Here is a 26,677-nt window from a genome sequence, read left to right on the forward strand (position 1 = left end):
TTTTAAGACAAGTTCCCGCGTCCAGGGTTGTGCCACCGCCAATGCGCCACATGCCACCGAGCGCCGAAGCCGACAAGGGCTTGACTTCAGCGGTGGACGTTTAACTTCATGGCATTGGCTCTAGAGCCCCTGCGGGTCAGGCTGCCCGGCGTAGTAGGCGGCCAGCGTGGAGGCCTTGAGCTCGGCGAAGGTGCCGTCCTCGATCGCCTCGCGCGCCCGGTCCACCAACGAGACGACGAAGCGCTCGTTGTGGATGGAGATCAGCGTGTGGCTGAGCAGCTCCTTGGCCTTGAACAGGTGGTGGATGTAGGCGCGCGTGTAGTGCGTGCAGGTGTAGCAGTCGCAGCCGGCCTGCAGCGGGGTGAAGTCGTCGCGGTACCGGGTGCCGGAGAGGTTGAACCGGCCGTGGGCGGTGTAGAACGCCGAGTTGCGGGCCACCCGGGTGGGGGAGACGCAGTCGAAGGTGTCGGCGCCGTTCTCGATGGCGGTGAAGATGTCGTCCGGTTCGGAGATGCCCAGCAGGTGCCGCGGCTTGTCCTCGGGCAGCTCCCCGGCACACCAGCCGACGATGGTGCCCAGGTTCTCCTTCTCCAGCGCGCCACCGATGCCGAAGCCGTCGAAGGGCATGGCCGCGAGGTCGGTGCAGGCCTTGCGGCGCAGGTCCTCGTACTGGGCGCCCTGGATGACCCCGAAGAGGGCCTGGTAGGGCTTGCCGGCGCGTTCGTCGGTGAGGCGGAAGTGCTCGGCGAGGCAGCGTTCGGCCCAGCGGCGGGTGCGCTCGAGCGATTCGACCTGGTAGCCGCGGGAGTTGTGCAGCGTGGTCAGCTCGTCAAAGGCGAACATGATGTCCGCGCCGATGCGGTGCTGCACGCCCATCGAGATCTCCGGGGAGAAGCGGTGCCGGTCGCCGTTGATGTGGGACTTGAACCAGACGCCGTCCTCGTCCACGTTGGCCAGGCGTTCCTTGCCGGGGGCGACGGTGTCATCCCCGCCGTCGGCGGTGGAGACCTGCATGTCGATGACCTTCTTGAACCCCGAGCCCAGCGACATGACCTGGAAGCCGCCGGAATCGGTGAAGGTCGGGCCCGGCCAGTTCATGAAGGCTCCCAGGCCGCCGGCGGCATCGAGGATGTCGGCACCGGGCTGCAGGTAGAGGTGGTAGGCGTTGGCCAGCACCGCCTGGGCGCCGAGCTCGGCGACGGATTCGGGTAGCACGGCCTTGACGGTGGCCTTGGTCCCCACGGCGATGAACGCCGGCGTCCGGATGTCCCCGTGCGGGGTGCGGATGACACCGGTGCGGCCGAGCCCGGGGGAGCCGTCGGCGCGTGCCATGCGGGTGCCGACCTCGAAGGAGAAGTCCTTCTGGCGGGGATGCCCGGCGGGTTCGGGGGCGGCGGTGGTCACATCGGCGGTGGGATCGGTGGCAGGCACCCCACCATTTTGCCCCATCCCACGCGGTGACTGTGACGAACGGACCGTCGAATTGGGGTCCGCGGCAGGGGCACGGGTCATAGGGTGGAAGGGAAGGCGAGGCACCGCCGTCGTGCCCCATCCCAACCAGCCGGCCCATGGGCCGAAGCCAATGAACTTGACCATGAACCGAAAGGTGGCCCGTGGACAACCCGTTGACGCTGCGCCGCCTGCTGGTGCTGGGGCCGGGCGACAAGGACCCGTGGATCGGGGTGCGCTGCGGGCTCGGGGTGTTCCTGCCGCTGGCCGTGCTGCTGGCCGCCGACCGCCTGGACCTGGCGATCTTCGCCATCTTCGGCGCGTTCACCAACATCTTCGGCCGCGTTCCCGCCCACCGCGACAGGCTGCGGGCCCAGACCCGCGCCGGCGCGCTCTTCCTGGCCGTCATGGCCGCGTCCTGGGCGTCCAACGAATTCCTCATCGACCACGACACGGTGGCTGGCGGGTGGGTGGTGGTCGGACTGACCACGCTGGTGGCCTGGGCGTGCTCGTTGGCGACCGGGTTCCTGCAACTGCGCCCGTCCGGCTCGCTGTTCCACATCTTCTGCTTCGCCGCCATCGCCTCCATCCCCAGCGTGCCGGGTTTCGGACTCTCGATGGCGACGGCGATCGGCACGATCGTGCTGGGCATCTGCATCGGCCAGCTCGGGCAGATCGCCCCCTCCCGGCGCACCGGCTGGACCGGCTCGGGGCCGCGGCCGCTGACCCCCGGGGTGCGCACGGCCATCCGGATCGAATCGGTGGGCTACCTGCTGGCCGCCGGGCTGGCCGGCGGCGCGGCCCTGCTGATGTCCGGGGTGCTGAGCACGGGGCACCCCTACTGGGCGATGGTCGCCGCCGTCGTCCCGCTGGTGGGGCACACGACCCGCCACCGCATCGCCCGGGGCCTGCACCGTGTGCTCGGCACGATCGCCGGGCTGGCGGTCATGGCGGTGATCATCGTCGCGAACCCCAACCCGTGGGCGATCATCCTCTTCCTCGGGCTCGCCCAGTTCTGCGCCGAAATGCTGATCACCCGCAACTACTTCTGGGCACAGGTCTGCGTCACCCCGCTGGCGTTGGTCGGCACCGCGCTGATGGCGGGGATGAGCACCCAGCTGCTCTACGACCGGATGCTCGAGACCGTGATCGGCTCCGTCATCGGCGTGGCCGTCGCCTTGGCCGGATCCGCGTTGCGGCGCCGGATGCAGGCAGGCGAAGTCGCCACCTGAGCCGCCGCCGGCTGAGCCGAGGCCGCGGCGACGGAGCAGCGTCAGCCGCGTGCCCCGCCGTCGTCCTCGGTGTCCTGCGGATCCGCGTCGTCCGGGGCATCGAGGGACCTCAGCGTCGCCAGTTCGTGGTCGATCATCCGCTGCAGCTCCTCGCGCCCGAGGGTGCGCGAGCCGCCATGGGCCAGCAGATACAGCAGGGCATCGAGCCGCTGGATCCGCCACGAGCGGATGGCCGCTGCATCCCGGGCGGCAGTGGCCCGGTGGATCTCCCGATCGAACAGGTTCGGCTCGTCGAGCTGGCGCTGGCGCAGCTCCGCGGTGAGCTTGGCCTTGAGCGGGTCCTCCTCGAGGTGGTCGGCGACCCGCAGCGACTCGGAGTAGCGGCGGGCCGCCTCGAGATCGCCGTCGGAGGCGGAGAGGTACGCGGCGATCGCCAGGGCCGACTGGATGGACTTCCAGCGCCCGAAGTTCCCGTCGAAGGGCAGCTCGGTCAGCACACCGAGGGCCCGCCAGACATTGGGCCGGTCGTCGAGCTCGACGAAGAGCAGGTGGGCCAGGTCGCGGACGTCCTCCAGCTGCGCCCCGGACTTCTGGTTGAAGCCGCGGGACAGCTTGGCGATGGGGGCGAGCACGCGCTGGTCCCACGGGTATTCGCGGGCGATCTCGATCAGGACGGACTCCGGGGAGCCCTCCTCCACCGGGATCACCGTCAACTCGTCCAGGGTGGCCTCGGGCGGCGGCTCGGCGGTGTGCACGCGGATGGTGGAGCCGCAGGCGATGGTGACCTTCTGGCCGCTCTCCAGCGTGGCCTCCACGAAGGCCGGGGTGCCGAAGCTGTCGGGGACGGTCCGGGTGCTGGCCACCGGCAGGCTCGGGGTGCCCGTGCGGGTGATGAACCGGTTGCCGGGGCCGACCTTCTCGGCGCGGATGGCACGGATGTAGTCGTGCTGCACTGCCACCTCCTACTCGCACCAGCCCGCATGGGCCAGCGCCTGCCGGAGGATGTTGGCGCGCCCACCGGCGAACTCGTCGCGGATCGCCGGGCTCAGCGCCTCGCTCGGGGTCAGCCAGGTCAGTTCGAGGGCGTCCTGGCGGGGGCTGCAGTCGCCGCGGACGGGGATGACGTAGGCCAGCGAGACGGCATGCTGGCGCTCGTCGGTCAGGCCGGTCTCCGAGGGGGAGGGGAAGTACTCACCGACCGTGAACGGGACAGGGCTCAGCGGCAGCTGCGGCATGGCCATCGGGCCCAGGTCCTTCTCCATGTGCCTCACCAGGGCGGCGCGGATCGTCTCGCGGTACATGACCCGGCCCGAGACGAAGGTGCGGGTGAACTGCCCGGCGTCGTCGGCGGTGTAGAGCAGGCCGACCTCGTTGACGTATCCCAGCGGGTCCAACCGGACGGGGATCGCCTCCACGTAGAGGATGGGCAGGCGCTGGCGGGCCTCGAAGAGATCCTCGTCGGAGAGCCAGCCGGGGTAGGGGTCCGGGGTGCGCACGTTCATACCCCCATGTCTATCGCATCCGCCGGTGCACTTCACGGTCCCATCCCGGGCGGAGCCGGATTGGCGGAAACGGGCGTGTGGGATGCGCCACCGGGGAATACCGGCGGCCACCGGCTGGTTTATGGTGGTTTGGAAGACCCGATCACTTTCCCGGGCATCCTCCCACCGTCGATGTACCTCGGCCACGGCTTCGTCCGCGGACGACCAACCAGAGGACCTCTTGTGCTTTCCGATGACCACCCGGTGACCCCGGGACAACCTGCCGCCGCGGGCGCCGCCGTCGTACCCGAAGGACGCCTGGATCCGGCTGCCAAGATGACGATCGGCGTGCTGCTGGTCTCCGCGTTCGTCGTGATCCTCAACGAGACGATCATGAACGTTGCCCTGCCCCAGTTGATGGTCGCCTTCGGTGTCAGCGCCGATGCCGTGCAGTGGCTCGCCACGGCCTTCATGCTGACCATGGCCGTGGTGATCCCGACCACCGGCTACCTGTTGCAGCGCTTCTCCATGCGCACCGTGTACCTGATGGCCATGGGCTTGTTCTCCGCCGGGACCCTGTTGGCCGGCATTGCGCCGGGTTTCGGGGTCCTGCTCGGGGCCCGCGTGGTCCAGGCCTGCGGCACGGCCATCATGCTGCCGTTGCTGATGACGACCATCCTGAACCTGGTCCCGCCCACGCGGCGCGGGACGGTGATGGGCAACGTGTCGATCGTGATCTCCGTGGCCCCGGCCATCGGCCCGACGATTTCCGGGCTGATCCTGCAATACCTGCCGTGGCGGTTCATGTTCCTGATCGTGCTGCCGATCGCCCTGGTGGCCCTGTTCGCCGGAGCCCGCCGCCTGCCGCGGCTCGCCGAAGCCGGCAGCTCGCCGCTGTCGATCCCCTCGATCCTGCTGGCCATCCCCGGCTTCGGCGGACTGGTCTACGGGCTGAGCAAGATCGGCGGCGGCCATGAGGGCGCAGGTCAAGGGCCCGACGCCGGTGCCCTGGTCGCGCTGGCCGTGGCGGTCGTGGCGCTGGCCGCCTTCACCCTCCTGCAGCTGCGCCTGCAGCGCACGGACCGCGCCCTGCTGGACCTGCGCCCGTTCACCTACCGCAACTTCACGCTCGCGTTGATCCTGATGGTCCTGGCCATGGTCTCGCTGTTCGGGGTGATCATCCTGCTGCCGATCTACCTGCAGAACGTGCGCGGGCTCGACACCCTGGGCACCGGGCTGCTCCTGCTGCCCGGCGGCCTGCTGATGGGGCTGCTCGCCCCGTTCGTGGGGCGGATGTACGACAAGGTCGGTCCGCGTCCGCTGATGATCCCCGGGGCCGTGCTGCTGGCCGCCGTGATGTTCTCCTACTCGCAGCTGGCCAGCGACACCCCGATCTGGTGGCTGCTGGTGCTGCACCTGGCGATGTCGCTGAGCTTCGCGTTCATCTTTACCCCGGCGTTCACCACCGGCCTGAACCCGCTGCCGCACCGCCTGCACTCGCACGGCTCGGCCGTGCTGAGCACCTTGCAGCAGCTCGGAGGAGCGGCCGGCACGGCCCTGTTGGTGGGCATCATGGCCTCCTCGACGGCGGGCGCAGCGCTGGGCGGTGCGTCGGCCGTGGAAGCCGAGGTGCAGGGTTTCCGGCACGGGTTCCTCGCCGCGGCAATCGTGAGCCTGTCGCTGATCGTGCTGAGCCTGTTCCTGCGGCGGACGAAGGAGACGGAGGGCGCCGAGTAGCCCGGGCCGGCCGGCCGGCGGGGGCCTGCCGGCGCACGGAGCGCACGGGCCCCAGGCGCCGGCCCGCGGCGGAGGCGGCTGTCCGGGTTTCCGTCGTTAAACGCGCGGCGAAGCGACGGAAACCCGGGCAGCTGTGCCGCCTGCCGGGCAGGGTGGCGCGCAGCCGGTACCTGCCCGGTCCGGCATCTACCAGGCGGCGCGCCAGTACTGCGGTGCCCGGGGGTTTTCGTCCCGGCCGATCCCCAGGTCGCGGGCGGCGATGGCGGGCCAGTACGGCTCGACCAGTGCAGCGCGCCCGATGCTGACCCCGTCGGCCTGCCCGGTGACCAGGATGTGCTCGGCCTGGGCGGGCTCGGTGATCATCCCGACGGCGGTCACGAACGCATCCGTGCCCGCCAGCGCCTCCTTCACGGCGGTGGCCAGCGACACCTGGTAGCCCGGTCCGCTGGGGCCGTGGAAGGCGCCGATGCCGCCGCTGGAGAGATCGAAGGTGCTGGCGCCCAGCTCGCGTGCCTGCCCGGCGAACCGGACGGTGTCGGCGATCCGCCAGCCGCCCTCGACCCAGTCCTCGCCGGAGATCCGCAGGCCCAGGACCTTGTGGGCCGGCCACACCTCGCGCACGGCGGCGATGACCTCGCGGGCGTAGCGCGTGCGGTTCTCGAAGCTTCCGCCGTACTGGTCGGTGCGGTGGTTCGTCAGCGGGGAGAGGAACTGGTGGATCAGGTAGCCGTGCGCTGCGTGCAGCTGCGCGACGTCGAAGCCGGCCTCGTCCGCGCGGCGGGCAGCATCGGCCCAGTCGCGCACCGAGGCCTGGATCTGTTCGACCGTCATCTCGGCAGGTGCGTCCAGCCCGTGGGCGTCGGTTACCGAGGGGGCCAGGGTCTGCCAGCCGCCCTCGGCGGCGGGAACGGTCCCGCGGGCGGCCCCGGGCAGTGCCGGATAGGTCGAGGCCTTGGCGCCGGCGTGCGCCAGCTGGATGCCGGCGGCGGCGCCCTGTGAGTGGATGAAGTCGACGATCGGGGCCCAGGCGTCGCGCTGCGCGTCGTTCCAGATGCCGGTGTCCTGGTCGGAAATGCGGCCTTCCGGGGAGACTGCGGTGGCCTCGGTGTAGACCAGCCCGAAGCCGCCGACGGCCCGCGCTCCCAGGTGCACCATGTGCCAGGCGTGGGGGATGCCGTCCTTTGCGGTGACCGAGTACTCGCACATCGGGGCGAGCACGGTGCGGTTGCGCAGGTCCAGGCCGGGGCCCTCGGGGGTGGACAGGGTCACGGGTTCGAAGAGTCTAGTCACGTCCATGGGCAACCCCGGCCCCGGTGGCGCTATTCCCCCGGCGCCTCCCGGCTGCCCCTGGCTTTCCCGGCAGCTACCCGTCGACGCGGTGGTATCCGTACAGGTCCTGCTGGGCCTCATTCACCCACAGGTCCTCCCCGCCGTCCGGGTGGGGGACCCGGAGGGTGCGCCCATATGATTCGTCGACGAGGTCCGCAGCCAGCCCGGCGGTCAGGAGCCGTGCGTGCAGGACCTGAACGTCGCCGTCGTACTGGAAGCTGGGGACGGCGGCGGCGGTGGAGCCGGAATGCGTGGCGACCAGGCCGCCGTTCTTGGCCCGGAACTGCATCCAGCCGCCGGTGTCGCTGGCGATCTCGGGTCGGGCGCCGATGGCCCGCAGGATGGCTGCGGAGCCGTCGGGGTCCGGCGTCATCCACAGGGCGAGCACCCGCAGTGCAGGATCGGCGGTCGCCGGTTCCGGGCGGGCGGCCTCGACGGTGGCGATGAAGGAGAGCCCGTCGGGGCCGGTGATGGTGGCAGTGCGGCCGTGGCCTTCCTCGGAGAGCACGACGGCGGTGCCCGCTTCCCGGGTGCGCCGGGTGAACTCGTCGAGGTCGCCGACCTCGAAGGCCAGGCGGGCGGTGCCGGCGGGATGTGAGGCGTCGGGGGCGTGGAGGCGGAGGCGGCCGGAGGCGGCGTCGAATTCCTGCCAGCCGGCGGCCTGCACTGCCGCCTCGAGGCCGAGGGCAGCGAGCAGGGCGGCCCAGTCGTCGGGGTGGTCGGTGAACAGGATGGGGGCGACGCGCAGCATCAGTTCTTCTCCTTCAGGTGGTCGGACAGGACGTCGGCGACGTACGCGGAAAGCGAGGTACCGGCGTCGATCGCGGCGTGCTTGACCTCGCGGACCAGGTCGGCGGGCAGGTAGACGTTGAACTGGACCTTGCGGTCCGGATCGGGTGACGGGTCGTGGATCATGGTTAGGATGCTAGCAACCTAGTTGGTCGTCGTCTAGACCTGCTGGCGTCCGTTCTGCTGGAATGGTGCGCATGGCCACCCCACTGCCCGAACTGCTGCTTCCCGACGCTGCCACTTGGCGGACATGGCTCGAGGAGCACCATGCTTCCAGCCCCGGCGTCCGGCTGGTGCTGCACAAGAAGGGCGGGACGGTGACCGGGTTGACCCGGGCCGCGGCGCTGGACGAGGCCCTGTGTTTCGGCTGGATCGATGGCCAGGCCGGCAGCCGGGACGAGGAGAGCTACCTGCTGCGGTTCACCCCGCGGCGACCCGGCAGCGCCTGGTCGGCCATCAACGTCCGGCTCGTCGACCGGTTGGCCGGTGAAGGGCGGATGACCGCTGCCGGGACCGCCGAGGTGCAGGCTGCCCGCACGGACGGGCGCTGGGAGGCCGCCTACTCCGGGCCTGCCAGTGCCCAGCTGCCCCCGGAACTCGTCGAGGCCCTGGAGGGACACCCGGTGGCCCAAGAGGCCTGCGGGCGGCTCAACGGGACCAACCGGTATGCCCTCTACTACCGGATCCACACGTTGAAGCGCCCCGAATCCAAGGTCCGCAAGGCCGCCGAGTTCGTGGAGATGCTTGAGCGCGGGCAGGCGCCGTACGCCCAGCCAGGATTCACCGAGGCGCCGAAACGGACGCGGAAAGGGGTCTAGACACGTCCGGGACAACTACAGCGCTACGCATCCAGCCAGGGAAATCCGCTGGGGTCGGCGTCCATGGCGGCGCTGACCCGGTCGTGGTCATGGGTGCGGACGGCGAAAGGCATGTCCAGGGGCTCCACGACTATTTCCACCATCACCGGGACCGGATCGGTGGCGATCCACTGGCACTCGACGATGGAGCCCAGGGCGGGATCGTCATGCGGGGGCATCCGGGTGAAAGGTCCGCGCGGGACCGCGTAGACCACGCCCCGCGACAGGGGTGGCGTCCCGCTGGCCGGACGCGCATAGGACAAGAAGATCCGTCGCGGTCCCCACGAACCGTCGGCAGCCAAAGGGTGGAAACACGCGTTGAGCAGCCGGAGACAGGACTCGTCCCGCAGTGCGTAGCCCATCGCCCACGTGGGGTCCTCGGTGGCGAAAACAGCCGTGGACTTCGAGTAGACATCGGGCCCGCGGTCCAACGGCGCGGCCGGCTCCAGCGTGGCCAGCCCCGGCGTCCGGGATCCATGTAGCAGCAGGCCGCGTTGATCGACCAGCCGGGCCAGCCGTTCCCACACGGGGCTGCCCGCTGTCGGGACGTCCCGCGTCCATGGCACCTCCACCGGCCACTGCCTCCAGCGTCCTAGCACCGGTAGCGCCGGACGAAGTTCTGCAGCACCCGTGAGGGCCAGGAGACCTCGGCAGATCGGGCGAGCCGGGCGAGCCCGTCGGCCTGGTCCGCCGGGAAGTACCCGGCGTCGCGGTAGACCGCAATGCGGGTGGCCAGCCCGTCGCCGTCGAGTTCGGGGTGGAACTGCGTGGCGTACAGGTTCGTGCGGACCCGGAACATCTGCACCGGGCAGGTGGCCGAGGTCGCCAGCAGCACGGCGTCGGCGGGCAATCGCGACAGGGCCTCCTTGTGGCCCACGAAGGCCTCGAAGCGCCGCGGCATGCCGGCGGTGATCGGATCCGCCGCGCCGGCCGCGGTCAGCTCCACCCGCGTCGTCCCCACGGGTTCGGCGTGGGCGCGGTCGACGGTTCCTCCCTGGTGCGTCCCCAGCGTCCCGACCCCGTAGCAGGCACCCAGGAACGGGAAGTCCCGCTCGACGAGCACATCCAACAGCGCCGCGAGCTCTGATTCAACGCGCAGCTGGGTCATGGACTTGCTGGCTGGATCGTCCGAGGAGTTGAACGGGCCGCCACCCAGCAGGATGCCGGAGTAGTCGCCCGGATCGAGGTCCTGCGGCAGGGGCGCGGCATCCAGGGCGTGGACGGCCAGCTCGCCGGCCGAGAGTCCGGAGGCGGCCAGGAAGCCCCGCACCTCGTCCTCGGCGGCGACCGGGTCGTCGCGGGTGGAGATCAACAGGAACGGCCGGCCGCCGGATGAGGATTCCATGCACGCATCCTACGACCCGTGGGGGTGGAGTGTCGGCGGCCGAGCCACTACAGTGTGATTTGAGTTAGCAACCATTAACCGGTCGGCGTCAGCCGCCCGTTGGGAGGATCAATGCAGATCGCCGGGGCCTCGGCCCTCATCACCGGTGGGGCGTCCGGCCTCGGTGCCGCCACCGCCCGGAAACTCCACGACGCCGGGGCACATGTGGTCCTGCTCGACCTGCCCGGCTCCGCCGGCGAGGACGTCGCCGCCGGACTGGGGGAGCGCGCCCGGTTCGCCGGCGCCGACGTCACCGACGAGGACCAGGTCCGTGCCGCCGTGCAGGCCGCCTCCGACCTCGCGCCGCTGCGCCTGGTGGTCAACTGCGCCGGTGTCGCCACCCCGGGCAAGGTCCTGGGCCGCGACGGGGTCCTGCCCCTGGCCGCCTTCCAGCAGGTCGTGTCCATCAACCTCATTGGCACGTTCAACGTCATCCGACTGGCCGCCGAGGCCATGGCCTCGACCGAACCGCTCACCGATGAGGCCACCGGCACCGCTGAACGCGGGGTCATCGTCAACACCGCTTCCGTCGCCGCCTTCGACGGCCAGATCGGCCAGCCGGCCTACGCCGCCTCCAAGGGCGGGGTCGCCGCGATGACCCTGCCGTTGGCCCGCGAGCTCGCCCGCCAGCAGATCCGCGTCATGGCCATCGCCCCGGGCATCTTCGAGACGCCCATGCTCGCCGGCTTGCCCCAGGAAGCCCAGGACTCGCTCGGCGCCCAGGTCCCGCATCCCTCGCGGCTGGGCAAGCCGGCCGAATACGCGGCCCTGGTCGAGCACATCGTGGCCAACCAGATGCTCAACGGCGAGACCATCAGGCTCGACGGCGCCATCCGCATGGCCCCGAAATAGGCCGCCCCCCATGTCCCTACAGCACGACGCCGGTCCCTCCTCCCGGGCGGAACGCCCGCTTCCGGGGCCCGACTTCCTCGACATCGAGGCCCAACTCGACGAGCGCGAGCGCACCAAGCTCGCCGAGGTCCGCGCCTTCGTGGCCGAACACGTCGCCCCGCATGCCGGGCAGTGGTGGACCGCCGAGCAGTTTCCCTTCCACCTGTTGCCCGGGCTCGGCGCACTGGGCGTGAGCACGCCGACCCGCCACGGGTACTCGCACCTCTTCCACGGCCTGCTCATCGCCGAGCTGGCCCGGGCCGATGCCTCGCTGGCGACGTTCTTCATGATCCACCACGACCTCTTCGTCGAATCGCTCTACGACTTCGGCACCGAGGACCAACGCGCACGCTACCTGGCCGACGCCGCGGCGCTGCGCACCACCGGTGCCTTCGCCCTGACCGAACCCGACCACGGCTCGGACGTGGCCAAGGGGATGGAGACCCGGGCCCGCCGGGAGGGCGAGACGTGGGTGGTCAACGGGGCCAAGCGCTGGATCGGCAACGGCACGTTCTGCGAGCACATGCTCCTCTGGGCCCTCGACGAGGACACCGGCACCGTGCGCGGGTTCATCCTGGACACGTCGCTGCCGGGGGTGACCACGTCCCGGATCGAGAACAAGATCTCGCTGCGCACCGTCCAGAACGCCGACGTCCGGCTCCAGGACGTGCGCATCCCGGAAGCGGACCGCTTCCCCGGGATCGAATCCTTCGCCGACACCAACCAGCTGCTGCGCTCCAGCCGCATCATGGTCGGCTGGCTCGCCGTCGGGCAACAACTGGCCGCGTTCGATGTGGCCCGCGCCTATGTGTTGGAGCGGGAACAATTCGGCCGCCCGCTGGCCGCCTTCCAATTGATCCAGCAGAAGCTGGCGACCATGCTGGGCAACGCCACCGCGTCGATGGCGCTGATGGTCCAGGTCGCCCACGCCCAGGCACGCGGCACCGAGCGGATGGACCAGGCGGCGCTGGCCAAGGCCTTCACGACCGAGCGGATGCGAGAATCGGTCGCGCTGGGCCGTGCTGCGTTGGGCGGCAACGGGATCGTCACCGATCACCGCATGGCCCGGATCTTCTCCGATGCCGAGGCCGTCTACACCTACGAGGGCACCCACGACGTCAACCAGCTCATCGTCGGCCGCGCGGTCACGGGCATCTCGGCCATCGCCTGACGCCGCCCCCGGGTAGCCCGCCCGGGCATCGGGGTTTTGCCCGGAAGGCGACGCCGCGCATTACGCTGGGGCGGTGCCTTCCTTCCGCGTCCAGTTGAACATCCTCGCGCTGCGCCCCGGCCACCCGCCGGAGGCGGTCATGGACACGGCCGTCGCCACCTTGGCCTCCCGCCACCATGTGGAGGCGAACCAGCTCGACATCGTCGGCGGCGTCCCGCGCATCACCCTGCGCTTCACCGTTGAGGAGGAGGAGGAGTACGACGCCGAGTCAGGGCTCGCGCGCTCGGCTGCGGCCCTGATGCGGGCCGGGGTCGAGCAGGTGGCGCGGACGCGGAACCTGGTGGTGCTGCGCCGGGTCCGCGGGCGCTGGTCGCCGGTCTAGAACTCGGTGCGCTGGCCGCGGGCGGCACGGCGCTCGGCGTGGCCGATCTGGTAGCGGCGGTTCTCGGTGGCCAGCAGGACGATGAACGCGCACAACCCGCAGATCAGGGCCACCGGGGTGGAGAACAGCGGGCCGATCAGGCGGTCGAGCATGATCCAGAACAGTCCCCAGGCGTACCCCAGCGCCAGCACGATGCGGCCGCGCTCGGACATCGACAGGGTCGTCGCCGCCCACGTGCAGCCCACGACCGCCAGGACGCCCCACCACGATGCCGGCAGCAACAGGCGGACCCCCGCCTCGGTCAGCGCAATGCTCAAGGTGGCCGGCACCAGCACGAGCGCCCAGCCCATGTACAACGCGGCCGGGCCGTCGACGAAGACGCGCTCCAGGGTCGAGCGGGCGGTGCGCTGGTTCATGCGCCGCACGGCATAGACGAGCACGGCGGCCAGCGCCAGGGAGAGCACCACGGGCACGAAGACCAGTGAGGCCCGGGCACACACCAGCCACAGGGCCCCGAGCAGGCCGGCCCCGGCGGTGAGGTAGCCGATCTCGCGCTGCCGGTAGGACGAGCGCTGGCTGGGATGCCACTGGTAGATCGCATACAGCACGATCCAGATGAACAGCACGCCCCAGATCATGAACGAGTCGATGCCCGGTGCCAGCAGGGCATGGCGCGGCCGGAAGGGCGAGTCGGCGGCGGAGTGCGCGGTGGCCCCGCCGAACCACCCCAGTCCCAGGAAGCCCAGGATCAGGGACACGACGGCCGTGGCCGAGACGACGACGCGCCGGATGAGGTCCTGCCGGGTCTCCTCGGGGTCCGGATCGCGCGAGGGCAGGTTGTAGGGCGGGACGTAGATGGGGCCCTCGTCGTCGACCCAGTAGGGGCTGGTGTTGCGCAGCTCCTCGGAGGTACGGGAAATCGGGTGTGCCGCGGCATCGACGATGGCCTCGCGGGCACTTTCCACCAGTGATTCCAAGTCGGCTCCGGAAGCGGCCTTGCGGGCGGCGGCTTCCTCGGCGGCCTGTTGCGCGGCGGCCTCCTCGGCGGCCAGGCGTGCCGCTTCCTCCGCGGCGCGCTGGCGCTCGGCCGCGGCGTCCGCCTCGGCACGTTCGGCGGCCTCGCGCTCGGCCCGGGTCCGGGACTTCTCCTGGCGGGCCTGTTCGCGGGTGGCGGCCCGCCGACGGGCGTTGCCCCGCTGGGCGGAGATGGCCTTCCGGGCCCGGGCCCGTGTGCGGCCCGCCAGTGCCTTCCAGTTCGGGGCCTCCAGCCCGTCGAGCCAGGAATTCAACCGGACGGTGGCGTTCTCGTCCTCGACGCGGCCATGTGTACCGGGAGCAGCCATGTGCCGGGAGGCAGCGGCGGACTCGTCGACGGTCCCCTCCGGGGCGTGCAGGGGTTTGGGCGGCAGCCCCGTGTGTTCAACCCGGGCCGGCGCCGTCGTCTCCGGGGCCGCCTTCCCGTCAGCGGTGGATTGGGTGGCTTTTCCCGGGGCGTCGTCCGGGGAGGCGTTCGAGGAGGGGGCTGCGTCGGCGGAAGCGGCCGCGGTGGGGGTGGCCGGCTGGGTGGCACGCAGTCGCTGCAGCGCCTCGGAGGCGGCGGACGTCTCCTGGCGTGTTTCTGTCATGACGTGGAATCCCCTTATTGACCGCTGAACTTCATGGCAATGATTCCTCCCCATACCACCGCTCCAAGCGTACCCAATGGGACCGACGCGAAGGAGCAGGCGCAACGCCGCCGCCCCCCGGCTGTGGCCGGATTGTGACCCCCACCAGCACCTTGTCCTCCGGCACCGTGGGGTAACACGGGCGACATCTGCCGTGTTCAGGCGGGGCGACCCGGGAATTCGCACAGGTTCCGTTCGGAGGTGAACGACACCGGCTGCCCGGAGAGCGGGTCCGTGAACGAGATCGAGTGCGCCAGCAGCTGCAGCGGGCGTGCGTAGTCGTCGGGAGCCTGGTCCAGCAGCACCGGGTAGAACGGATCGTTGACGATGCCCAGGCCCAGGGCCGCCATGTGCACGCGCAGCTGGTGCGTCTTGCCCGAATGCGGGCGCAGGCGGAACAGCCCGACGGCGGTTCCTGCGTGGGTGCCCCCGCTCACCCCGGTGCGCAGCAGGTCGATCCGCGTCTCGGCATTCGGTTCGCCCGGCTGGGTCAACGCGAGCAGGTGCCCCTTTTCCTTGGCCATCCTGTTGCGGTACTCCAGCGGGAAGTCGGCGGCGGTGGCCCGGTGGTCCCCGGTGACGTGCCGGACGTCCTCGCCGTGGCGGCCCGGGCGGGAGGTGCCGGAAGCGCCCAGCGAGGTGCCGGAAGCACCGTCGGGGGCACCGGCGTCGTGCCCGGAGCCGGGAACCGTCTCGCCCCATCCGGTGGGCAGCGCCGAGACGCAGCGGTATTCCTTCTCGATCCGGCGGTGTTCGAACAGGATCTGGTAGGCACCGCGGGTGGCGGGGTTGGTGGAGAAGAGGATGACCCCGGCGGTGGCGCGGTCGAGGCGGTGCATGGGGATCAGGTCCGGCCGGCCCAGCCGGTTGCGCAGCCGCACCAGCGCCGATTCCTGCACGAACCGTCCGCCCGGGGTGGTGGGCAGGAAATGCGGCTTGTCCACCACCAGCAGGTTCTCGTCCTGGAACAGGATGGTCTCGGTGACCGGCAGGCGCGGTTCGTCGGGCAGGTTGCGGTAGTACCAGAGGAAGTCGTGCACGCCCAGCGGGGTGGTGGGGGTCAGCGGTTCGGCGCCGAGGCCCACGACTTCCCCGTTCTGGAAGCGCCGGATGATGCCTTCGGGGTCCACGTGGCCGAAGCGCTCGAGCATGTAGTCCATGACGCTCGCCCACGGGCCTTCCCGGGGGATGCGCAGGCGGGTCGCGTTGACGCCGTTGCGCACGGGAAGCGGGGATTGCATGGCCATCCCGCCATTTTCCCACGCGCCGCGGCGTCCCGGGACCGCGCGGGAGACAGCGCGGGAGCCGGACGTGAAGCGGGCGCCGCCGGGGGCGGGCCCGGTCAGGCCCGGGGGTCGGGCTGGCAGACCGGGCAGAAGTACACGTCGCGCTCGTTCAGGTCCATGCCGCGGTCCCGGGGGTCCTGGACCGCCTGCTGGGGCCGGGGCTTGAGCTGGAGGTTGCCCGGGTCGCCGTCGTGCACGATCCCGGGGGTGCGGCCCAGCGGCACGGCCGCGTCGAGCCGGCCCAGCCCGGCGGGCGGGCGCGGCTGGCCGATCTTGCGGTGCTCGACGGTGCCGCCGCAGCGCAGGCACGGCCGGCCGGCCCGCCCGTAGACCCAGTACTGCTCGCGCATCGGCGGGGTCGTGGTCACGCGGCGGGAACGGTCCTTGTTGGCGTGCAGCAGCTGGTGGGACAGGTCGATCAGGTGGTCGGCGTCGGGCACCTGCCCGGTGGGGGTGCGCGGGTGCAGGCGCAGCAGGAACATCAGCTCGGAGCGATAGATGTTGCCCAGCCCGGCGATGACCCGCTGGTCCAGCAGGGTCAGGGCGATGGGCCGCTCCGGCATGGTCTCCAGCCGGCGCCGCACTTCGTCGGCATCCCACGAGGCACCGAGCGGATCGGGGCCCAAGTGCCCGACGGCCTCCTGCTCGTCGACGGTGCGGATGACCCGCAGGAAGCCGAGCTCGAACCCGACCGCCTGGAAGTCGGCGTTCTTGAGCACGCAGCGTGCCTTGAAGGCCGGGGCCCGCCACCGCTCACCGGGGGCGTAGACGTCCCAGTGCCCGTCCATTGACAGGTGGGAGTGGATGCTCACGTCCGCGACGCGGATGAGCAGGTGCTTGCCGCGGGAGATCACCGAGCTGACCGTGTGCGAGGCCAGGTTCAACGTGGCGAAGGCCGGAACCCGGAAATCGCTGGATTGCAGGGGGCGGTTGCTCAGCGCCGCATCGAGCCGGCGCGCCGCACGATAGACACTGTCGCCTTCTGGCACAGCCGGTCACATCCTTCGTCGCCTCACGTTTTTGTGGAGTGGATCACACTATACCGGTCCCCGCCGGACGACTCACGGGCGGAACCGCAGCCCGTTGGGCGAGGAGTGGAAACCGGCGTCCAGCAGCGCCACTGCCAGCGGGGTCTCCGGGATCCGCTGGCCGTTGACCTTCTCCAGCGCGATCCGCTCCACTCGCGCGGTGCGCAGGGCCGCCACGAGGGCGCGGGCGGCGGCGGCCAGTTCGGCGGGGTCGTCGGTGAAGGCAAGCGCGGTCTTGCCGCCGCGCTCCAGGTAGAGGCCCAGCCGCCCGTCCAAGAGCACGACGACGGCACCGGCCTTGCGCCCGGGCCGCTGGCCCGTGGGGGAGACCTCGGAGCCGTCCCCGGGGGCGAGCCCGGGCCAGGCCAGGGCGGCGCCATAGGGGTTGGCGGGATCGGTGGCGGCCAGGGCGACGGCGGCCGGCACCCGCGCCCCGCCGCCGGCCGCCAGTCCCGCCGCGTCCAGTTCGGCATCGCGGACGTGCCCGCGCAGCCGGTCGACGGTGGCGGGGACGGAGAACTGGGCGGCCCCGAGGTGCTCGATGAAGTAGCCGCGCCGGGTCCGCCCGGCCTCCTCCAGCCGGGCCAGGACCCGGTAGAGCATGCCGAAGCCGCCGGGCACGTTCTCGGCCACGACCGACCCGCGGGTGAGCACCCCGTAGCGGTCCAGCAGGAACTCGGCCCCGGCGTGGGCACGCACCGTCGGGTCGGTTTCGGCGGCCGGCAGCAACGACCAGCGCCCGGCCGCCGCGGGCAGGGACGGCACCGCCGCCTGCGCTCCCGGCCCCGTCGGGCGCAGGCCCCCGGCGCCGGCGGCAGTGTGGTGCATCCCGGGCCCGCGCGGGGTGCGCATCCTCCCCAGCCGCGGGGAGCGGGCCCGTGGGGCGGCACCGCGCGGCTTGTGGGCGGTCTTCCCGCCCCCGAGCAGCCCGCGGACCGGGGCGAACGTGTCGTTGCCGATCCGCCCGGCCCACACCAGCTCCCACAACGCGGCCAGCACCGGGGCGTCCTCGCCGGTCACCCCGAGCCCCTCGGTGATCTGCCGGAAGAAGTAGGCCCCGCCGGTGCCGAGCACCCCGAGGATCCGTTCCTGCAGGCCGGTCGGTTCGAAATCCGCGTCCGGGGTGAGCGTCAGCGCCGCATCGGCGGCCGGGTGCAGGCTGATCCAGCCGTCGTTGCCGGCCAGCGACCCGGCCCCGGACCACAGCACCTCGCCGGTGGCCATCAGCTCATCCAGCATGCCCGGCCGGTAGTCTCGCACCCGCGCAGGCAGCACGAACGACTCCCACGCGCTCGCCGGCACCGGCACCCCGGCCAGCTGGTCGATCACGGTGGCCACGCCGTCGAGCCCGCGCAGTTCCTCGCCCACGAACTGCCACGCCGGCAGGAACCGCCCGAACGTGGCGTCGTCCACGGGTTCGACCTCGGCCCGCAGTGCCGCCAGCGACCGCCGCCGGATCCGCCGCAGCACCTCGGCATCGCACCATTCGCTCGCTGCCGGGGTCCCCGCCGCCCGGTTGCCGTCGGCGGGACGGAACTCGCCCTCGACAACCCGCGATTCGGTGGCCAGCCGCTTGAGCACCGAGAGCACGACGGCGGTGCCCAGACCCAGCCGGGCCGCGGCTTCGGGCACGGTGAAGGGGCCGTGGGTGCGTGCATAGCGCCCGACGAGGTCGCCCAGCGGGTCGGCGACCGGTTCGATGAAGGCCAGCGGGACGCCCATCGGCAGCGGGACGCCGAGCCCGTCCCGCAACCGGGCGGCGTCCTCGATGGCGGCCAGCACGGGCTCTCCGGCCAGGTTCAGCCGCAGGGCGCGGTTGGTGCGCACCAACGTGTCCGAGATTTCGCCGGTTTCGGCCACGGATAACGGCGGAAACTCAGGCGCCGACGGCCCGTCCCCGGGGGAATCGGCGTCTGCTGCAGCGGTCTCCGCCCGCAACCGCGCAGCCAGCCCCTCCACGCTCAGCGGCCCGAGCAGCCGCAACAGGTCCGCGGCCCCCTCGACGCCGCGCAGCCGGCGGCCCGGGACCAGGCGCTGCAGTTCGGCCTCCGTCTGCGCGATGACGTTCGGGTCCAGCAGGTCGCGCAGTTCGGTGCGGCCCAGCAGGTCGCCCAGCAGCGTCGGGTCGATCGACAGGGCCGCGGCCCGGCGCTCGGCCAGGGGGGAGTCGCCCTCGTAGAGGAACTGGGCGACGTAGCCGAAGAGCAGCGTCTGGGAGAACGGCGACGGCTGGCGCGTCATCGTCTCCACGATCCGCAGCCCCCGCCCCTCCAGGTCGGTGGCGATGGACCGCAGGGCGGGCAGGTCGTAGACGTCCTGCAGGCATTCGCGGACCGTTTCCAGGATGACCGGGAAGGACGGGTACTTCCGGGCGACGTCCAGCAGCTGGGCCGAGCGCTGGCGCTGCTGCCACAGCGGGGTGCGCTTGGCGGGGTTCTGCCGCGGCAACAGCAGGGCGCGGGCGGCGCATTCGCGGAACCGCGAGGCGAACAGGGCGGATCCGCCGACCTCGTTGGTGACGATCCGTTCCACGTCGTCCGGGTCGAAGAGGAACAACTCTGCCCCGGGCGGCTCGTCGTCCATCATCGGCACGCGCAGCACGATCCCGTCGTCGGCGGCCATCGCCGAACCGTCCAGCCCGTAGCGCTCGTGCAGCCGGGCGCCGACGGCCAGCGCCCACGGAGCGTGCACGGGCAGTCCGAACGGGGAGTGCAGCACCACCCGCCAGTCGCCGAGCTCGTCCTGGAACCGCTCGACCACCAGCGTCGTGTCGCTGGGGATGACCCCGGTGGCCTCCTGCTGTTCGCGGAGGTAGCCGGACAGGTTCGCCGCGGCCCACGCGTCCAGCCCAATCGTGCCCAACCGCCCCGCCGCATCCTCCTCCGATGCCCCGGCGACCTCGCGGCGGAACCGCCCCAGCGCGCGCCCCAGCTCCACGGGCCGGCCCAGGGAGTCGCCCTTCCAGAACGGCAGCTTGCCGGGTTGGCCGAACGCGGGGGAGACCAGGACCCGGTCGTGGGTGATGTCCTCGATCTTCCAGCTGGTCGCCCCGAGCGCGAAGACGTCGCCGACCCGGGATTCGTAGACCATCTCCTCGTCGAGCTCGCCCACGCGCCGCCCGCCGTTGGCCTGCTCCTCGGTGCCGATGAGGAAGACGCCGAACAGCCCGCGGTCCGGGATGGTGCCGCCGGAGGTCACCGCCAGGCGTTGGGTGCCGGGCCGTCCGGCCAGGGTCCCGGCATCGCGGTCCCAGACGATCCGCGGGCGCAGCTCGGCGAACTCGTCGGAGGGGTACTTCCCGGCCAGCAGGTCCAGGGTGGCGTCGAACGCGGAGCGCGGCAACGCGGCGAACGGGGCGGAACGGCGCACGACGTCGAACCACTCCTCCACGTCGACCTCGCCCAGCGCGGCGGCAGCGACGGTCTGCTGCGCCAGGATGTCCAGCGGGTTCGCCGGGATGGACAGCGCCTCGATCTCCCCGGCCCGCATCCGCTCCACCGTGATCGCCGTATTGACCAGATCCGAGCGGTGCTTGGGGAAGAACACGCCGGTGGACACCTCGCCGACCTGGTGTCCGGCGCGGCCCACCCGCTGCAGCCCGGAGGCCACCGACTGCGGGGACTCGACCTGGATGACCAGGTCCACCAGCCCCATGTCGATGCCCAGCTCCAGCGACGACGTCGCCACCACGCAGCGCAGCCGCCCGGACTTCAGATCGTCCTCGATCATCGCGCGCTGGTCCTTGGACACGGACCCGTGGTGGGCGCGCGCCAGCACCGGATCCGCCCCGGAGGACGTCCCGGCCTGCGCCATGATCTGCGCCGGAGCCTGCTTCGGCGGGGTTGCAGGCGCGGGCGGGGGTGCGGCCGCACCGGCCTTCCCCTGCACGACGGCGGTGCCCCCGAAGCCGCTCCCGTCGCCTTCCACCGGCCTCGCCCACGGGTCGAAGCCCTCGAGCTCCTGCCGGCCCTCGTGGATCTCGTTGAGGTTCGCGGTCAGCCGTTCGGCCAGCCGCCGCGAGTTCGCGAAGACGATCGTGGAGCGGTTCGCCTCGATGAGGTCGACGATCTTCTCCTCCACGTGCGGCCAGATGCTCGCCTGCGGCTGCAGCCCGGAGGCCTCGCCGAGGTCGTGGGCCGCCGCCGCGGCCGGCAGGTCCGTCATGTCCTCCACCGGGACCGTGACCGTCAGGTCCCAGGTCTTCTCCGAGGGTGGGGCAACGATCTCCACGGGCCGGTTCCCGCCGAGGAACCGGGCCACCTCGTTCCGCGGTTCCACGGTCGCCGAGAGCCCGATCCGCTGCGCCGGCTTCGCCAGCAGCGCGTCGAGGCGCTCGAGCGAGACGGCCAGATGTGCGCCGCGCTTGGTCCCGGCCACGGCGTGCACCTCGTCGAGGATCACCGTGTCGACGGACGCCAGGGTCTCCCTCGCCCGGGAGGTGAGCATGAGGAAGAGCGATTCCGGGGTCGTGATGAGGATGTCCGGTGGGGTGGAGAGCAGCTTGCGCCGCTCGTTCTGCGGGGTGTCCCCGGAGCGGACGCCGACGGTGATCTCGGGGGCGGGCAGCCCGAGCCGCTTGGCCATCTGGGTGATGCCGATCAGCGGGGCGCGCAGGTTGCGTTCGACGTCCACTCCGAGGGCCTTCAGCGGTGAGATGTACAGGACCCGCGTCTGGCGTTTGGGGACCTTGGGCTTCTTCCCGGCCGCCGTCGGCCCGGCGGGCGCTTCCAACGGCAGCTCGGCCTGCCCGGTGCCGTGCCGGATGAACCCGTCCAGGGCCCACAGGAACGCCGAGAGGGTCTTGCCGGAGCCGGTGGGCGCGACCACCAGGGCGTTCCCGCCGCTGGAGACGGCATCCCAGGCCCCCAGCTGCGCGGTCGTTGGCGCGGCAAAGGCGCCCGTGAACCACTCGCGGGTGGCGGGCGTGAACCTCTCGAGGACCTGGGCTGCCGGGGGCTGATCTGCCATCGCTGAAAGCCTACGCCGAAGCACCGACGGGTTGGCCCCTTCCCGTGGCCGAGGGCGGCCCGCCGCCCTACGAGTGGTGGTACGGCCGCCCCCCGGCGATCTCCTGCGCGCGGTACAGCTGCTCGGCCAGCATGAGCCGCACCAGCTGGTGGGGGAAGACCAGCTTCGACAGGCTCCAGGTGAAGTCCGCCCGCCGGTGCACCGGGGTGTCCACTCCGTAGGCCCCGCCGATGACCAGTACCACGGTGCGGGAGGTGTCCAGCGGCCGCTGCAGGGTCCGCGCCAGGGCGGGGGAGTCGATGTTCGTCCCCCGCTCATCCAGCAGCACGAGGTAGTCCTGGGCGGAGACCTTGGCGAGGATGCGCGCGGATTCCTCGGTCCGGGCGGCATCGCCCTCGCGGGACGAATGCGGAAGCAGCTGCCAGGAGACGTCGAAGGGCTTCTTCATCCGCTTGCCGTAGCGCTCGATCCCGTCCGCCACCCACGACTCGTGCTTCTTCCCGATGGCCAGAATGCGCAGTGTCATGCGACTAGTCTTTCAGCATGGCCCCACCTCCAGCGTCCCCACGGGACGGGCGCCCCACAGGTCCACTGAGGACGACGGCGGAGCACCTCCTGTCCCGACTCGGCCCGTACGGGGCCATGTGGATCACGCTGGCCATCGGTGCCGCCTTCGTCGTCGTCATGACAGCGCTGGCAGCGGAGATCTACGAGGGCGTCGCGGAAGCCGACGACCTGGCAGGATTCGACCACCCCCTGCTCGCCTGGGTCATGACCTGGAGATCCCCGGAACTGAACACGGTCATCACCTGGTTCACGGACACCGGAGGCACCATCGGCATGCCGATCCTCGCCGTGGTCGCGATCATCGCCCTGACCTTCTCCTCCCGGTCCTGGCGTCCGGCGCTGCTCATCATCGCCGCCGCCCTGGGCTCGCTGGCCATGACGGTCGCCGGCAAGAACCTCATCGGCCGCGCCCGACCCGAACTGGCCGATGCCGTCCCGCCCTACGAGACCTCGCCCTCGTTCCCCAGCGGACACACGCTCAACGCCACCGCCATCATCGCGGTCATCGCCTATCTGTGGTTCCTGGAACTGGAGAAGCGGGCGGCCCGGGCATTGATGATCGCCGGGTGTGCCGCCTACATCGTGCTCATCGGGCTCAGCCGCGTCTACCTCGGCCACCATTGGCTCACCGACGTTGCCGTCGCCTGGGTCCTCGGCCTGGCATGGGCCGCCCTGGTCGCCCTGGCCCACCGGGTCTTCCACACGGTCAGACACGTCCGCCGGGACCGCCTGGCGGCCCCCGCGCCCGGCACGACCACCGATCGACAGGACGGACCATGACACCCGCGGCACCACCGGAGACCACCTACACCTTCGACGTGTCGGGGCTGGTCCCCGCTGATCTGCCTGGCGGGTTCTTCGTCGGGTGGCCGTCGCCGCCGTCGCCGGAGAAGCACCTGCAGGTGCTGCGCGGCAGCTACCGGGCGCTGGTGGCGCTGGAGGCGGGCCGGGTGGTCGGCTTCATCACGGCGATTTCCGACGGTGTGGCCACCGCGTTCATCCCCTGGCTCGAGGTCCTTCCCGAGGCCCAGGGGCGGGGAATCGGCAGCGTGCTCGTGCGGCGGATGCAGGACGAACTTGCCGACCTGTACTCGATCGACCTGGTATGCGACGACGGCGTGGCCCCCTTCTATGACCAGCTGGGGTGGCACCGGGCGCAGGCGATGATCCAGCGGAATCCGGGCTACCTCTGAACCACGACCCTCCCCGATGTGCCCTGGATCACAACCGGTTTGATCGGGCAGGTAGGATGGCGCCAGGAGGTCGACGATGAAGAAGCTTTCGCTCACCGCGCTGGGGCGCGAGCACCTGGAGACGGCGAACCGTGTGGCCAGCGGGCGCAGCGCCAGCACCGTCTACGGCGGTCATGAGCAGGTCCTGCGGCAAACGGTGATCGCGCTAACCGCCGGTCAGGAGCTGGACGACCACGTGAACCCCGGCGAAGCCACGGTCATGGTGTTGAAGGGGCGCGTCTGCCTGGTCGCCGAAAAGCAGAAGTGGGAGGGACGGGACCAGGACCTGATCGTCGTTCCCCCGGGGGTGAACTCCATCGAGGCACTCGAGGACTCGGTCCTGTTGCTCACGGTCGCGAAGCTCGACCGGTAAAACGACCGCCGGGAGGTCTTGCCCGGATTCCGGCCTACCTGGACTCGTCGCGCTGAAGCGGGCGCTGGAAGTCGTCGCCCGGCGTCATCCTCGCGCTGGACTCCCAGGCCCTCGCCTATGCTGCGACGTATTCCTGGCGAACGACTCCGCCCGTGGCGGCCGCGATGTAGCCGAAGTCCTGGTCGCAGTTCAGGACGACGGCGTCGTTGGCGACGGCGTACGCCGCGATGAGGCAATCGAATGCCGCCGCAGCGCGCATCAGCCCGTTGGCGCATAGGGCCTGCTGGACGTCGAGTGCGGCTGTTTCGGCCGGGTGCTCCCATGCAGCCAGCAGCTCGTCCATGTCCCCTCTGAGCTCCAGGTACTCCTCGTGCGATCGTGCCGAATGGCAGTACTCCAGCACCTGGGGCGGGCAGGTGATGATGAGGTGTTGAGTGGAGATTTCCCTGAGCCGCTGCGCGATAGCGGCACTGGTGCCGGCCTGCTGCCAGATGCTGTTGTCGACCAGGTAGGTCGTCACGCAGCGCCGTTTTCAGAAGGCGCAGGTGACTGGGCAGGCGGGCTTACTGTTGGGGCGTCGATCTGGCTCGGCTCGAAACGGCGGGAGATGATGCGCTCAACGGCGGCAGGTTGCCGGCGGACTGCGATCAGTGTCCGGAGGGCAAGATCAACGGTCTCACGGTTCGAGGTGGTCCCAGCTAGCTGCTTGGCCTGCTTGAGCTCGTCCCGGTCGATGTCGATAGAGGTGAGGGCCATGATGCCTCCTTGGGTTTATATAAACCACTATATAACTTCGCGGCGAGCGATGTACAGATGCTACTTCGTCGCCGACAAGCATCTGTGGGAAGCGCATTGGATCACGCTGCATCACAACGAGTGGTGCTCAAACTGCGTTCAAACACGTAATCCGGCAAAGCGAAAGGCGCCTACAACGCTGTGCATTCAACGATGTAGACGCCTTTTCAGTGGCGGTGACGGTGGGATTTGAACCCACGTTGGCTTTCACCAAACAACATTTCGAGTGTTGCACCTTCGGCCGCTCGGACACGTCACCAGACTGCACTACTGTAGCGGACGACGTCGGGTCAGCCCAAAACGGGTTCCGCTCTGCCTGCAGCAGAATGGGGTGACATGCCGGGGCCTGCCGGGCCTACGGTGAGGCATGGACCTGCAACGAGATGCCACCTTCCGCACCGGACGCCACATCAATGACGAACAAGGGTCGCCCGAACCGCTGTGGCGGGTGGTTCTGGGCCGGCGCCTCCGGCTGCTGCGTACCGTTCGCGGCGACCGGTTGGCCGATATCGCGCGTCTCGCCGGCATCTCCCCGCAATACCTCTCGGAGATCGAGCGCGGAATCAAGGAACCCTCAAGTGAGATGATCGCCGCGGTCGCCGGCGCGCTCGGCACGACCCTGCTGGACCTGACCTGGCAGGTAGCCGCCGAGCTCCACGCCTCGGCACCGGTCCAGGTCCTGACCTCCACCGGACAGCGGGGCTATTCCACCGTGGCTTACCCGGCCTTTGGATCCTCCGCGGGTACGACGGCAGATCTCGGTTCCCAGCCGGTCCTCGCCCTGGCAGCCTGACCTGCATGGCGCACTGCCCCACCTACCGGCCCAGCTCCAGGGGAGCCGACAGCTGCCGGTCCAGCACCTCGTCCACGAGGCCGTAGGCGAGCGCATCCTCCGCGGTGAACACCCGTTCCCGGTCCGTATCAGCGCGTAGCACCGAGACGTCCTTGCCGGTATGACGGGCCAGCACCCGCTCGGCGGCACCGCGGGTCCGCAACAGTTCATCGGCCTGCAGGATGAGATCCGGAATCGTGCCGCGCCCTTGGCCCGCGGGCTGGTGCAGCACCACGCGGGCGTGCGGGAGCATCATGCGCCGCCCGGCGGCACCGCCGGTGAGCAGCACGGCACCGGCACCGATCGCCTGGCCGACGCAGATGGTGGACACCGGGGACTTCAGGTACTGCATGGTGTCGTAGACGGCCAGCATCGACGGCAGGTCGCCGCCCTCGGAGTTGATGTACAGGTCGATCGGCGTGCCGGGGGAGTCGGAGTCCAGGTGCAGCAGCTGGGCGATCAGCGCGTTCGCCACCCCAGGATCGATGGCCGTGCCCAGGTAGACGATCCGCTCCGTCAGCAGATGGGAGTAGACGTCCATGATGCGCTCGCCGTTGGCGTTGCGGGCCACGACGTTGGGGATCGTGTAGCTGCTCATCGTTCCACCCCCAGCCCCGCATGGCGGTTCCGCGCCAGTGCGATCGTCGCATAGGAGTCCGCCACCTCGTCGATGAAGCCGTACTCGAGGGCCTCGGCAGCGGTGTACCAGCGGTCGTGCAGCGAATCCTCGAAGATCCGCTCCACCCGCTGGCCCGTGTCCTCGGCGATCAGCCCCAGGACGGTATCCCGGGTGTGGCGCAGGTCGTTGGCCTGGACCTCCACCTCGGCCGAGGACCCGCCGATGCCCGCCGAGCCCTGGTGCATCAGGATCCGTGCCCGCGGCAGGGCCCGTCGCTTGCCCGGCGTTCCGGCGGAGAGCAGGAACTGCCCGGCGGAGCAGGCCAGCCCGAGGGCCAGCGTGGAGACGTCGCACGGGATGATCCGCATGATGTCGCGCAGTGCCAACATGGAGGGGACGGAACCGCCGGGGGAGTTGATCCACAGCGAGATGTCCGATTGGTTGTCGTCGGCCAGGGCCATCAGCTGGCCGGCGAGCATGGTGCCGTTGTCGTCGTCGAGGGGGCCGTCGAGGACCAGGACACGGTGCATCAACAGGTGCTGGCGCATGTGGCGGTCGAAGAGGCTGCGGGCTTCTGGTTGTTCACTCATGCCACCAGCGTGCTGCGCGGC

Annotated in this window: 27 protein-coding genes and 1 tRNA gene; 10 read left to right on the plus strand and 18 right to left on the minus strand. The window is 70.8% G+C overall.

Annotation, left to right across the window (positions count from 1 at the left end):
* Positions 1-120 precede the first annotated feature (120 nt).
* Positions 121-1,431 (minus strand): tRNA guanosine(34) transglycosylase Tgt, encoded by a 1,311-nt coding sequence (gene tgt, locus AB8M85_RS16025; RefSeq protein WP_372699842.1) that lies wholly within the window; start codon positions 1,429-1,431, stop codon positions 121-123.
* A 182-nt stretch (positions 1,432-1,613) separates the two neighbouring features.
* Here tgt and AB8M85_RS16030 point away from each other — a divergent pair, with 182 nt between their 5' ends.
* The gene (locus AB8M85_RS16030) at positions 1,614-2,681 is read left to right on the plus strand and encodes an FUSC family protein (RefSeq protein ID WP_372699843.1); all 1,068 of its coding nucleotides are present in this window, start codon (positions 1,614-1,616) and stop codon (positions 2,679-2,681) included.
* A gap of 41 nt (positions 2,682-2,722) precedes the next feature.
* Here the strand turns inward: AB8M85_RS16030 and AB8M85_RS16035 are convergent, their stop codons facing one another.
* Both AB8M85_RS16035 and AB8M85_RS16040 read right to left on the minus strand, forming a co-directional pair.
* Positions 2,723-3,634: a DUF6707 family protein gene (locus tag AB8M85_RS16035; protein WP_372699844.1), complete on the minus strand. Its 912-nt coding sequence runs from the start codon at positions 3,632-3,634 to the stop codon at positions 2,723-2,725.
* Positions 3,635-3,643: 9 nt separating this feature from the next.
* A complete protein-coding gene (locus AB8M85_RS16040) occupies positions 3,644-4,183 on the minus strand; it encodes an NUDIX hydrolase family protein (RefSeq protein ID WP_372699845.1) in 540 nt (179 codons plus the stop codon).
* Positions 4,184-4,354: 171 nt separating this feature from the next.
* On the opposite strand from AB8M85_RS16040, the gene AB8M85_RS16045 reads away from it, so the two are divergent.
* Positions 4,355-5,899: an MDR family MFS transporter gene (locus AB8M85_RS16045; protein WP_372699918.1), complete on the plus strand. Its 1,545-nt coding sequence runs from the start codon at positions 4,355-4,357 to the stop codon at positions 5,897-5,899.
* A gap of 186 nt (positions 5,900-6,085) precedes the next feature.
* Here the strand turns inward: AB8M85_RS16045 and AB8M85_RS16050 are convergent, their stop codons facing one another.
* The 3 genes from AB8M85_RS16050 to AB8M85_RS16060 form a co-directional block, all read right to left on the minus strand.
* Positions 6,086-7,195, minus strand: a complete 1,110-nt coding sequence (locus AB8M85_RS16050) for an NADH:flavin oxidoreductase/NADH oxidase (protein ID WP_372699846.1) — start codon at positions 7,193-7,195, stop codon at positions 6,086-6,088.
* Positions 7,196-7,262: 67 nt separating this feature from the next.
* The gene (locus AB8M85_RS16055; RefSeq protein ID WP_372699847.1) at positions 7,263-7,979 is read right to left on the minus strand and encodes a VOC family protein; all 717 of its coding nucleotides are present in this window, start codon (positions 7,977-7,979) and stop codon (positions 7,263-7,265) included.
* Positions 7,979-8,143, minus strand: coding sequence for a CopG family transcriptional regulator (locus AB8M85_RS16060; protein ID WP_372699848.1), 165 nt, complete (start codon positions 8,141-8,143; stop codon positions 7,979-7,981). Before AB8M85_RS16060 ends, AB8M85_RS16055 begins: the two co-directional genes overlap by 1 nt.
* A 71-nt stretch (positions 8,144-8,214) precedes the next feature.
* On the opposite strand from AB8M85_RS16060, the gene AB8M85_RS16065 reads away from it, so the two are divergent.
* Positions 8,215-8,835, plus strand: a complete 621-nt coding sequence (locus AB8M85_RS16065) for a YdeI family protein (RefSeq protein WP_372699849.1) — start codon at positions 8,215-8,217, stop codon at positions 8,833-8,835.
* 23 nt (positions 8,836-8,858) lie between these two features.
* On the opposite strand, the gene AB8M85_RS16070 is transcribed toward AB8M85_RS16065, so the two are convergent.
* Together AB8M85_RS16070 and AB8M85_RS16075 are read right to left on the minus strand one after the other, a co-directional pair.
* Positions 8,859-9,446, minus strand: coding sequence for a hypothetical protein (locus AB8M85_RS16070; RefSeq protein ID WP_372699850.1), 588 nt, complete (start codon positions 9,444-9,446; stop codon positions 8,859-8,861).
* 20 nt (positions 9,447-9,466) lie between these two features.
* Complete coding sequence (locus AB8M85_RS16075; protein ID WP_372699851.1) at positions 9,467-10,219, minus strand: glutamine amidotransferase; 753 nt, start codon at positions 10,217-10,219, stop codon at positions 9,467-9,469.
* Positions 10,220-10,330: 111 nt separating this feature from the next.
* On the opposite strand from AB8M85_RS16075, the gene AB8M85_RS16080 reads away from it, so the two are divergent.
* The 3 genes from AB8M85_RS16080 to AB8M85_RS16090 all read left to right on the plus strand — a co-directional run bounded on the left by AB8M85_RS16080 (position 10,331) and on the right by AB8M85_RS16090 (position 12,702).
* On the plus strand, positions 10,331-11,110 hold the full coding sequence (locus tag AB8M85_RS16080) for a 3-hydroxyacyl-CoA dehydrogenase (protein ID WP_372699852.1): 780 nt from the start codon (positions 10,331-10,333) through the stop codon (positions 11,108-11,110).
* A 10-nt stretch (positions 11,111-11,120) separates the two neighbouring features.
* A complete protein-coding gene (locus tag AB8M85_RS16085) occupies positions 11,121-12,320 on the plus strand; it encodes an acyl-CoA dehydrogenase family protein (protein ID WP_372699853.1) in 1,200 nt (399 codons plus the stop codon).
* A 73-nt stretch (positions 12,321-12,393) separates the two neighbouring features.
* Positions 12,394-12,702 carry a hypothetical protein gene (locus AB8M85_RS16090; RefSeq protein WP_372699854.1) on the plus strand — a complete coding sequence of 103 codons (309 nt, stop codon included), beginning with the start codon at positions 12,394-12,396 and terminating at the stop codon, positions 12,700-12,702.
* Here the strand turns inward: AB8M85_RS16090 and AB8M85_RS16095 are convergent.
* The 5 genes from AB8M85_RS16095 to rlmH all read right to left on the minus strand — a co-directional run bounded on the left by AB8M85_RS16095 (position 12,699) and on the right by rlmH (position 22,174).
* Positions 12,699-14,327, minus strand: coding sequence for a hypothetical protein (locus AB8M85_RS16095; protein WP_372699855.1), 1,629 nt, complete (start codon positions 14,325-14,327; stop codon positions 12,699-12,701). The genes AB8M85_RS16090 and AB8M85_RS16095 overlap by 4 nt on opposite strands.
* Positions 14,328-14,524: 197 nt before the next feature.
* Complete coding sequence (locus tag AB8M85_RS16100; protein WP_372699919.1) at positions 14,525-15,607, minus strand: pseudouridine synthase; 1,083 nt, start codon at positions 15,605-15,607, stop codon at positions 14,525-14,527.
* A 101-nt stretch (positions 15,608-15,708) separates the two neighbouring features.
* The gene (locus AB8M85_RS16105) at positions 15,709-16,641 is read right to left on the minus strand and encodes a DNA-formamidopyrimidine glycosylase family protein (RefSeq protein WP_372699856.1); all 933 of its coding nucleotides are present in this window, start codon (positions 16,639-16,641) and stop codon (positions 15,709-15,711) included.
* A 72-nt stretch (positions 16,642-16,713) separates the two neighbouring features.
* Positions 16,714-21,648, minus strand: a complete 4,935-nt coding sequence (locus AB8M85_RS16110; RefSeq protein ID WP_372699857.1) for a DEAD/DEAH box helicase — start codon at positions 21,646-21,648, stop codon at positions 16,714-16,716.
* 67 nt (positions 21,649-21,715) lie between these two features.
* Complete coding sequence (rlmH, locus tag AB8M85_RS16115) at positions 21,716-22,174, minus strand: 23S rRNA (pseudouridine(1915)-N(3))-methyltransferase RlmH (protein WP_372699858.1); 459 nt, start codon at positions 22,172-22,174, stop codon at positions 21,716-21,718.
* Positions 22,175-22,191: 17 nt separating this feature from the next.
* On the opposite strand from rlmH, the gene AB8M85_RS16120 reads away from it, so the two are divergent.
* The 3 genes from AB8M85_RS16120 to AB8M85_RS16130 all read left to right on the plus strand — a co-directional run bounded on the left by AB8M85_RS16120 (position 22,192) and on the right by AB8M85_RS16130 (position 23,820).
* Positions 22,192-22,995: a phosphatase PAP2 family protein gene (locus AB8M85_RS16120; RefSeq protein ID WP_372699859.1), complete on the plus strand. Its 804-nt coding sequence runs from the start codon at positions 22,192-22,194 to the stop codon at positions 22,993-22,995.
* Positions 22,992-23,408, plus strand: coding sequence for a GNAT family N-acetyltransferase (locus AB8M85_RS16125; RefSeq protein WP_372699860.1), 417 nt, complete (start codon positions 22,992-22,994; stop codon positions 23,406-23,408). Before AB8M85_RS16120 ends, AB8M85_RS16125 begins: the two co-directional genes overlap by 4 nt.
* Before the next feature lie 76 nt (positions 23,409-23,484).
* Positions 23,485-23,820, plus strand: coding sequence for a cupin domain-containing protein (locus AB8M85_RS16130; protein ID WP_372699861.1), 336 nt, complete (start codon positions 23,485-23,487; stop codon positions 23,818-23,820).
* A 115-nt stretch (positions 23,821-23,935) separates the two neighbouring features.
* Here AB8M85_RS16130 and AB8M85_RS16135 read toward each other — a convergent pair whose 3' ends face one another.
* The 3 genes from AB8M85_RS16135 to AB8M85_RS16145 form a co-directional block, all read right to left on the minus strand.
* On the minus strand, positions 23,936-24,340 hold the full coding sequence (locus tag AB8M85_RS16135; RefSeq protein WP_372699862.1) for a VapC toxin family PIN domain ribonuclease: 405 nt from the start codon (positions 24,338-24,340) through the stop codon (positions 23,936-23,938).
* Positions 24,337-24,576: a type II toxin-antitoxin system VapB family antitoxin gene (locus AB8M85_RS16140; RefSeq protein ID WP_372699863.1), complete on the minus strand. Its 240-nt coding sequence runs from the start codon at positions 24,574-24,576 to the stop codon at positions 24,337-24,339. The genes AB8M85_RS16135 and AB8M85_RS16140 overlap by 4 nt, the downstream gene beginning before the upstream one ends.
* 210 nt (positions 24,577-24,786) lie before the next feature.
* A tRNA-Ser gene (locus tag AB8M85_RS16145) sits at positions 24,787-24,874 on the minus strand.
* Between the two features lie 108 nt (positions 24,875-24,982).
* On the opposite strand from AB8M85_RS16145, the gene AB8M85_RS16150 reads away from it, so the two are divergent.
* Positions 24,983-25,408, plus strand: coding sequence for a helix-turn-helix domain-containing protein (locus tag AB8M85_RS16150; RefSeq protein ID WP_372699864.1), 426 nt, complete (start codon positions 24,983-24,985; stop codon positions 25,406-25,408).
* A 22-nt stretch (positions 25,409-25,430) separates the two neighbouring features.
* Here AB8M85_RS16150 and AB8M85_RS16155 read toward each other — a convergent pair whose 3' ends face one another.
* Positions 25,431-26,045 carry a ClpP family protease gene (locus AB8M85_RS16155; RefSeq protein ID WP_372699865.1) on the minus strand — a complete coding sequence of 205 codons (615 nt, stop codon included), beginning with the start codon at positions 26,043-26,045 and terminating at the stop codon, positions 25,431-25,433.
* Positions 26,042-26,656, minus strand: coding sequence for a ClpP family protease (locus tag AB8M85_RS16160; RefSeq protein WP_372699866.1), 615 nt, complete (start codon positions 26,654-26,656; stop codon positions 26,042-26,044). Before AB8M85_RS16160 ends, AB8M85_RS16155 begins: the two co-directional genes overlap by 4 nt.
* Positions 26,657-26,677: the final 21 nt, after the last annotated feature.

Origin of the sequence: Arthrobacter sp. JSM 101049, assembly GCF_041679245.1 — a bacterium.
Classification (GTDB): Bacteria; Actinomycetota; Actinomycetes; order Actinomycetales; family Micrococcaceae; genus Arthrobacter_H.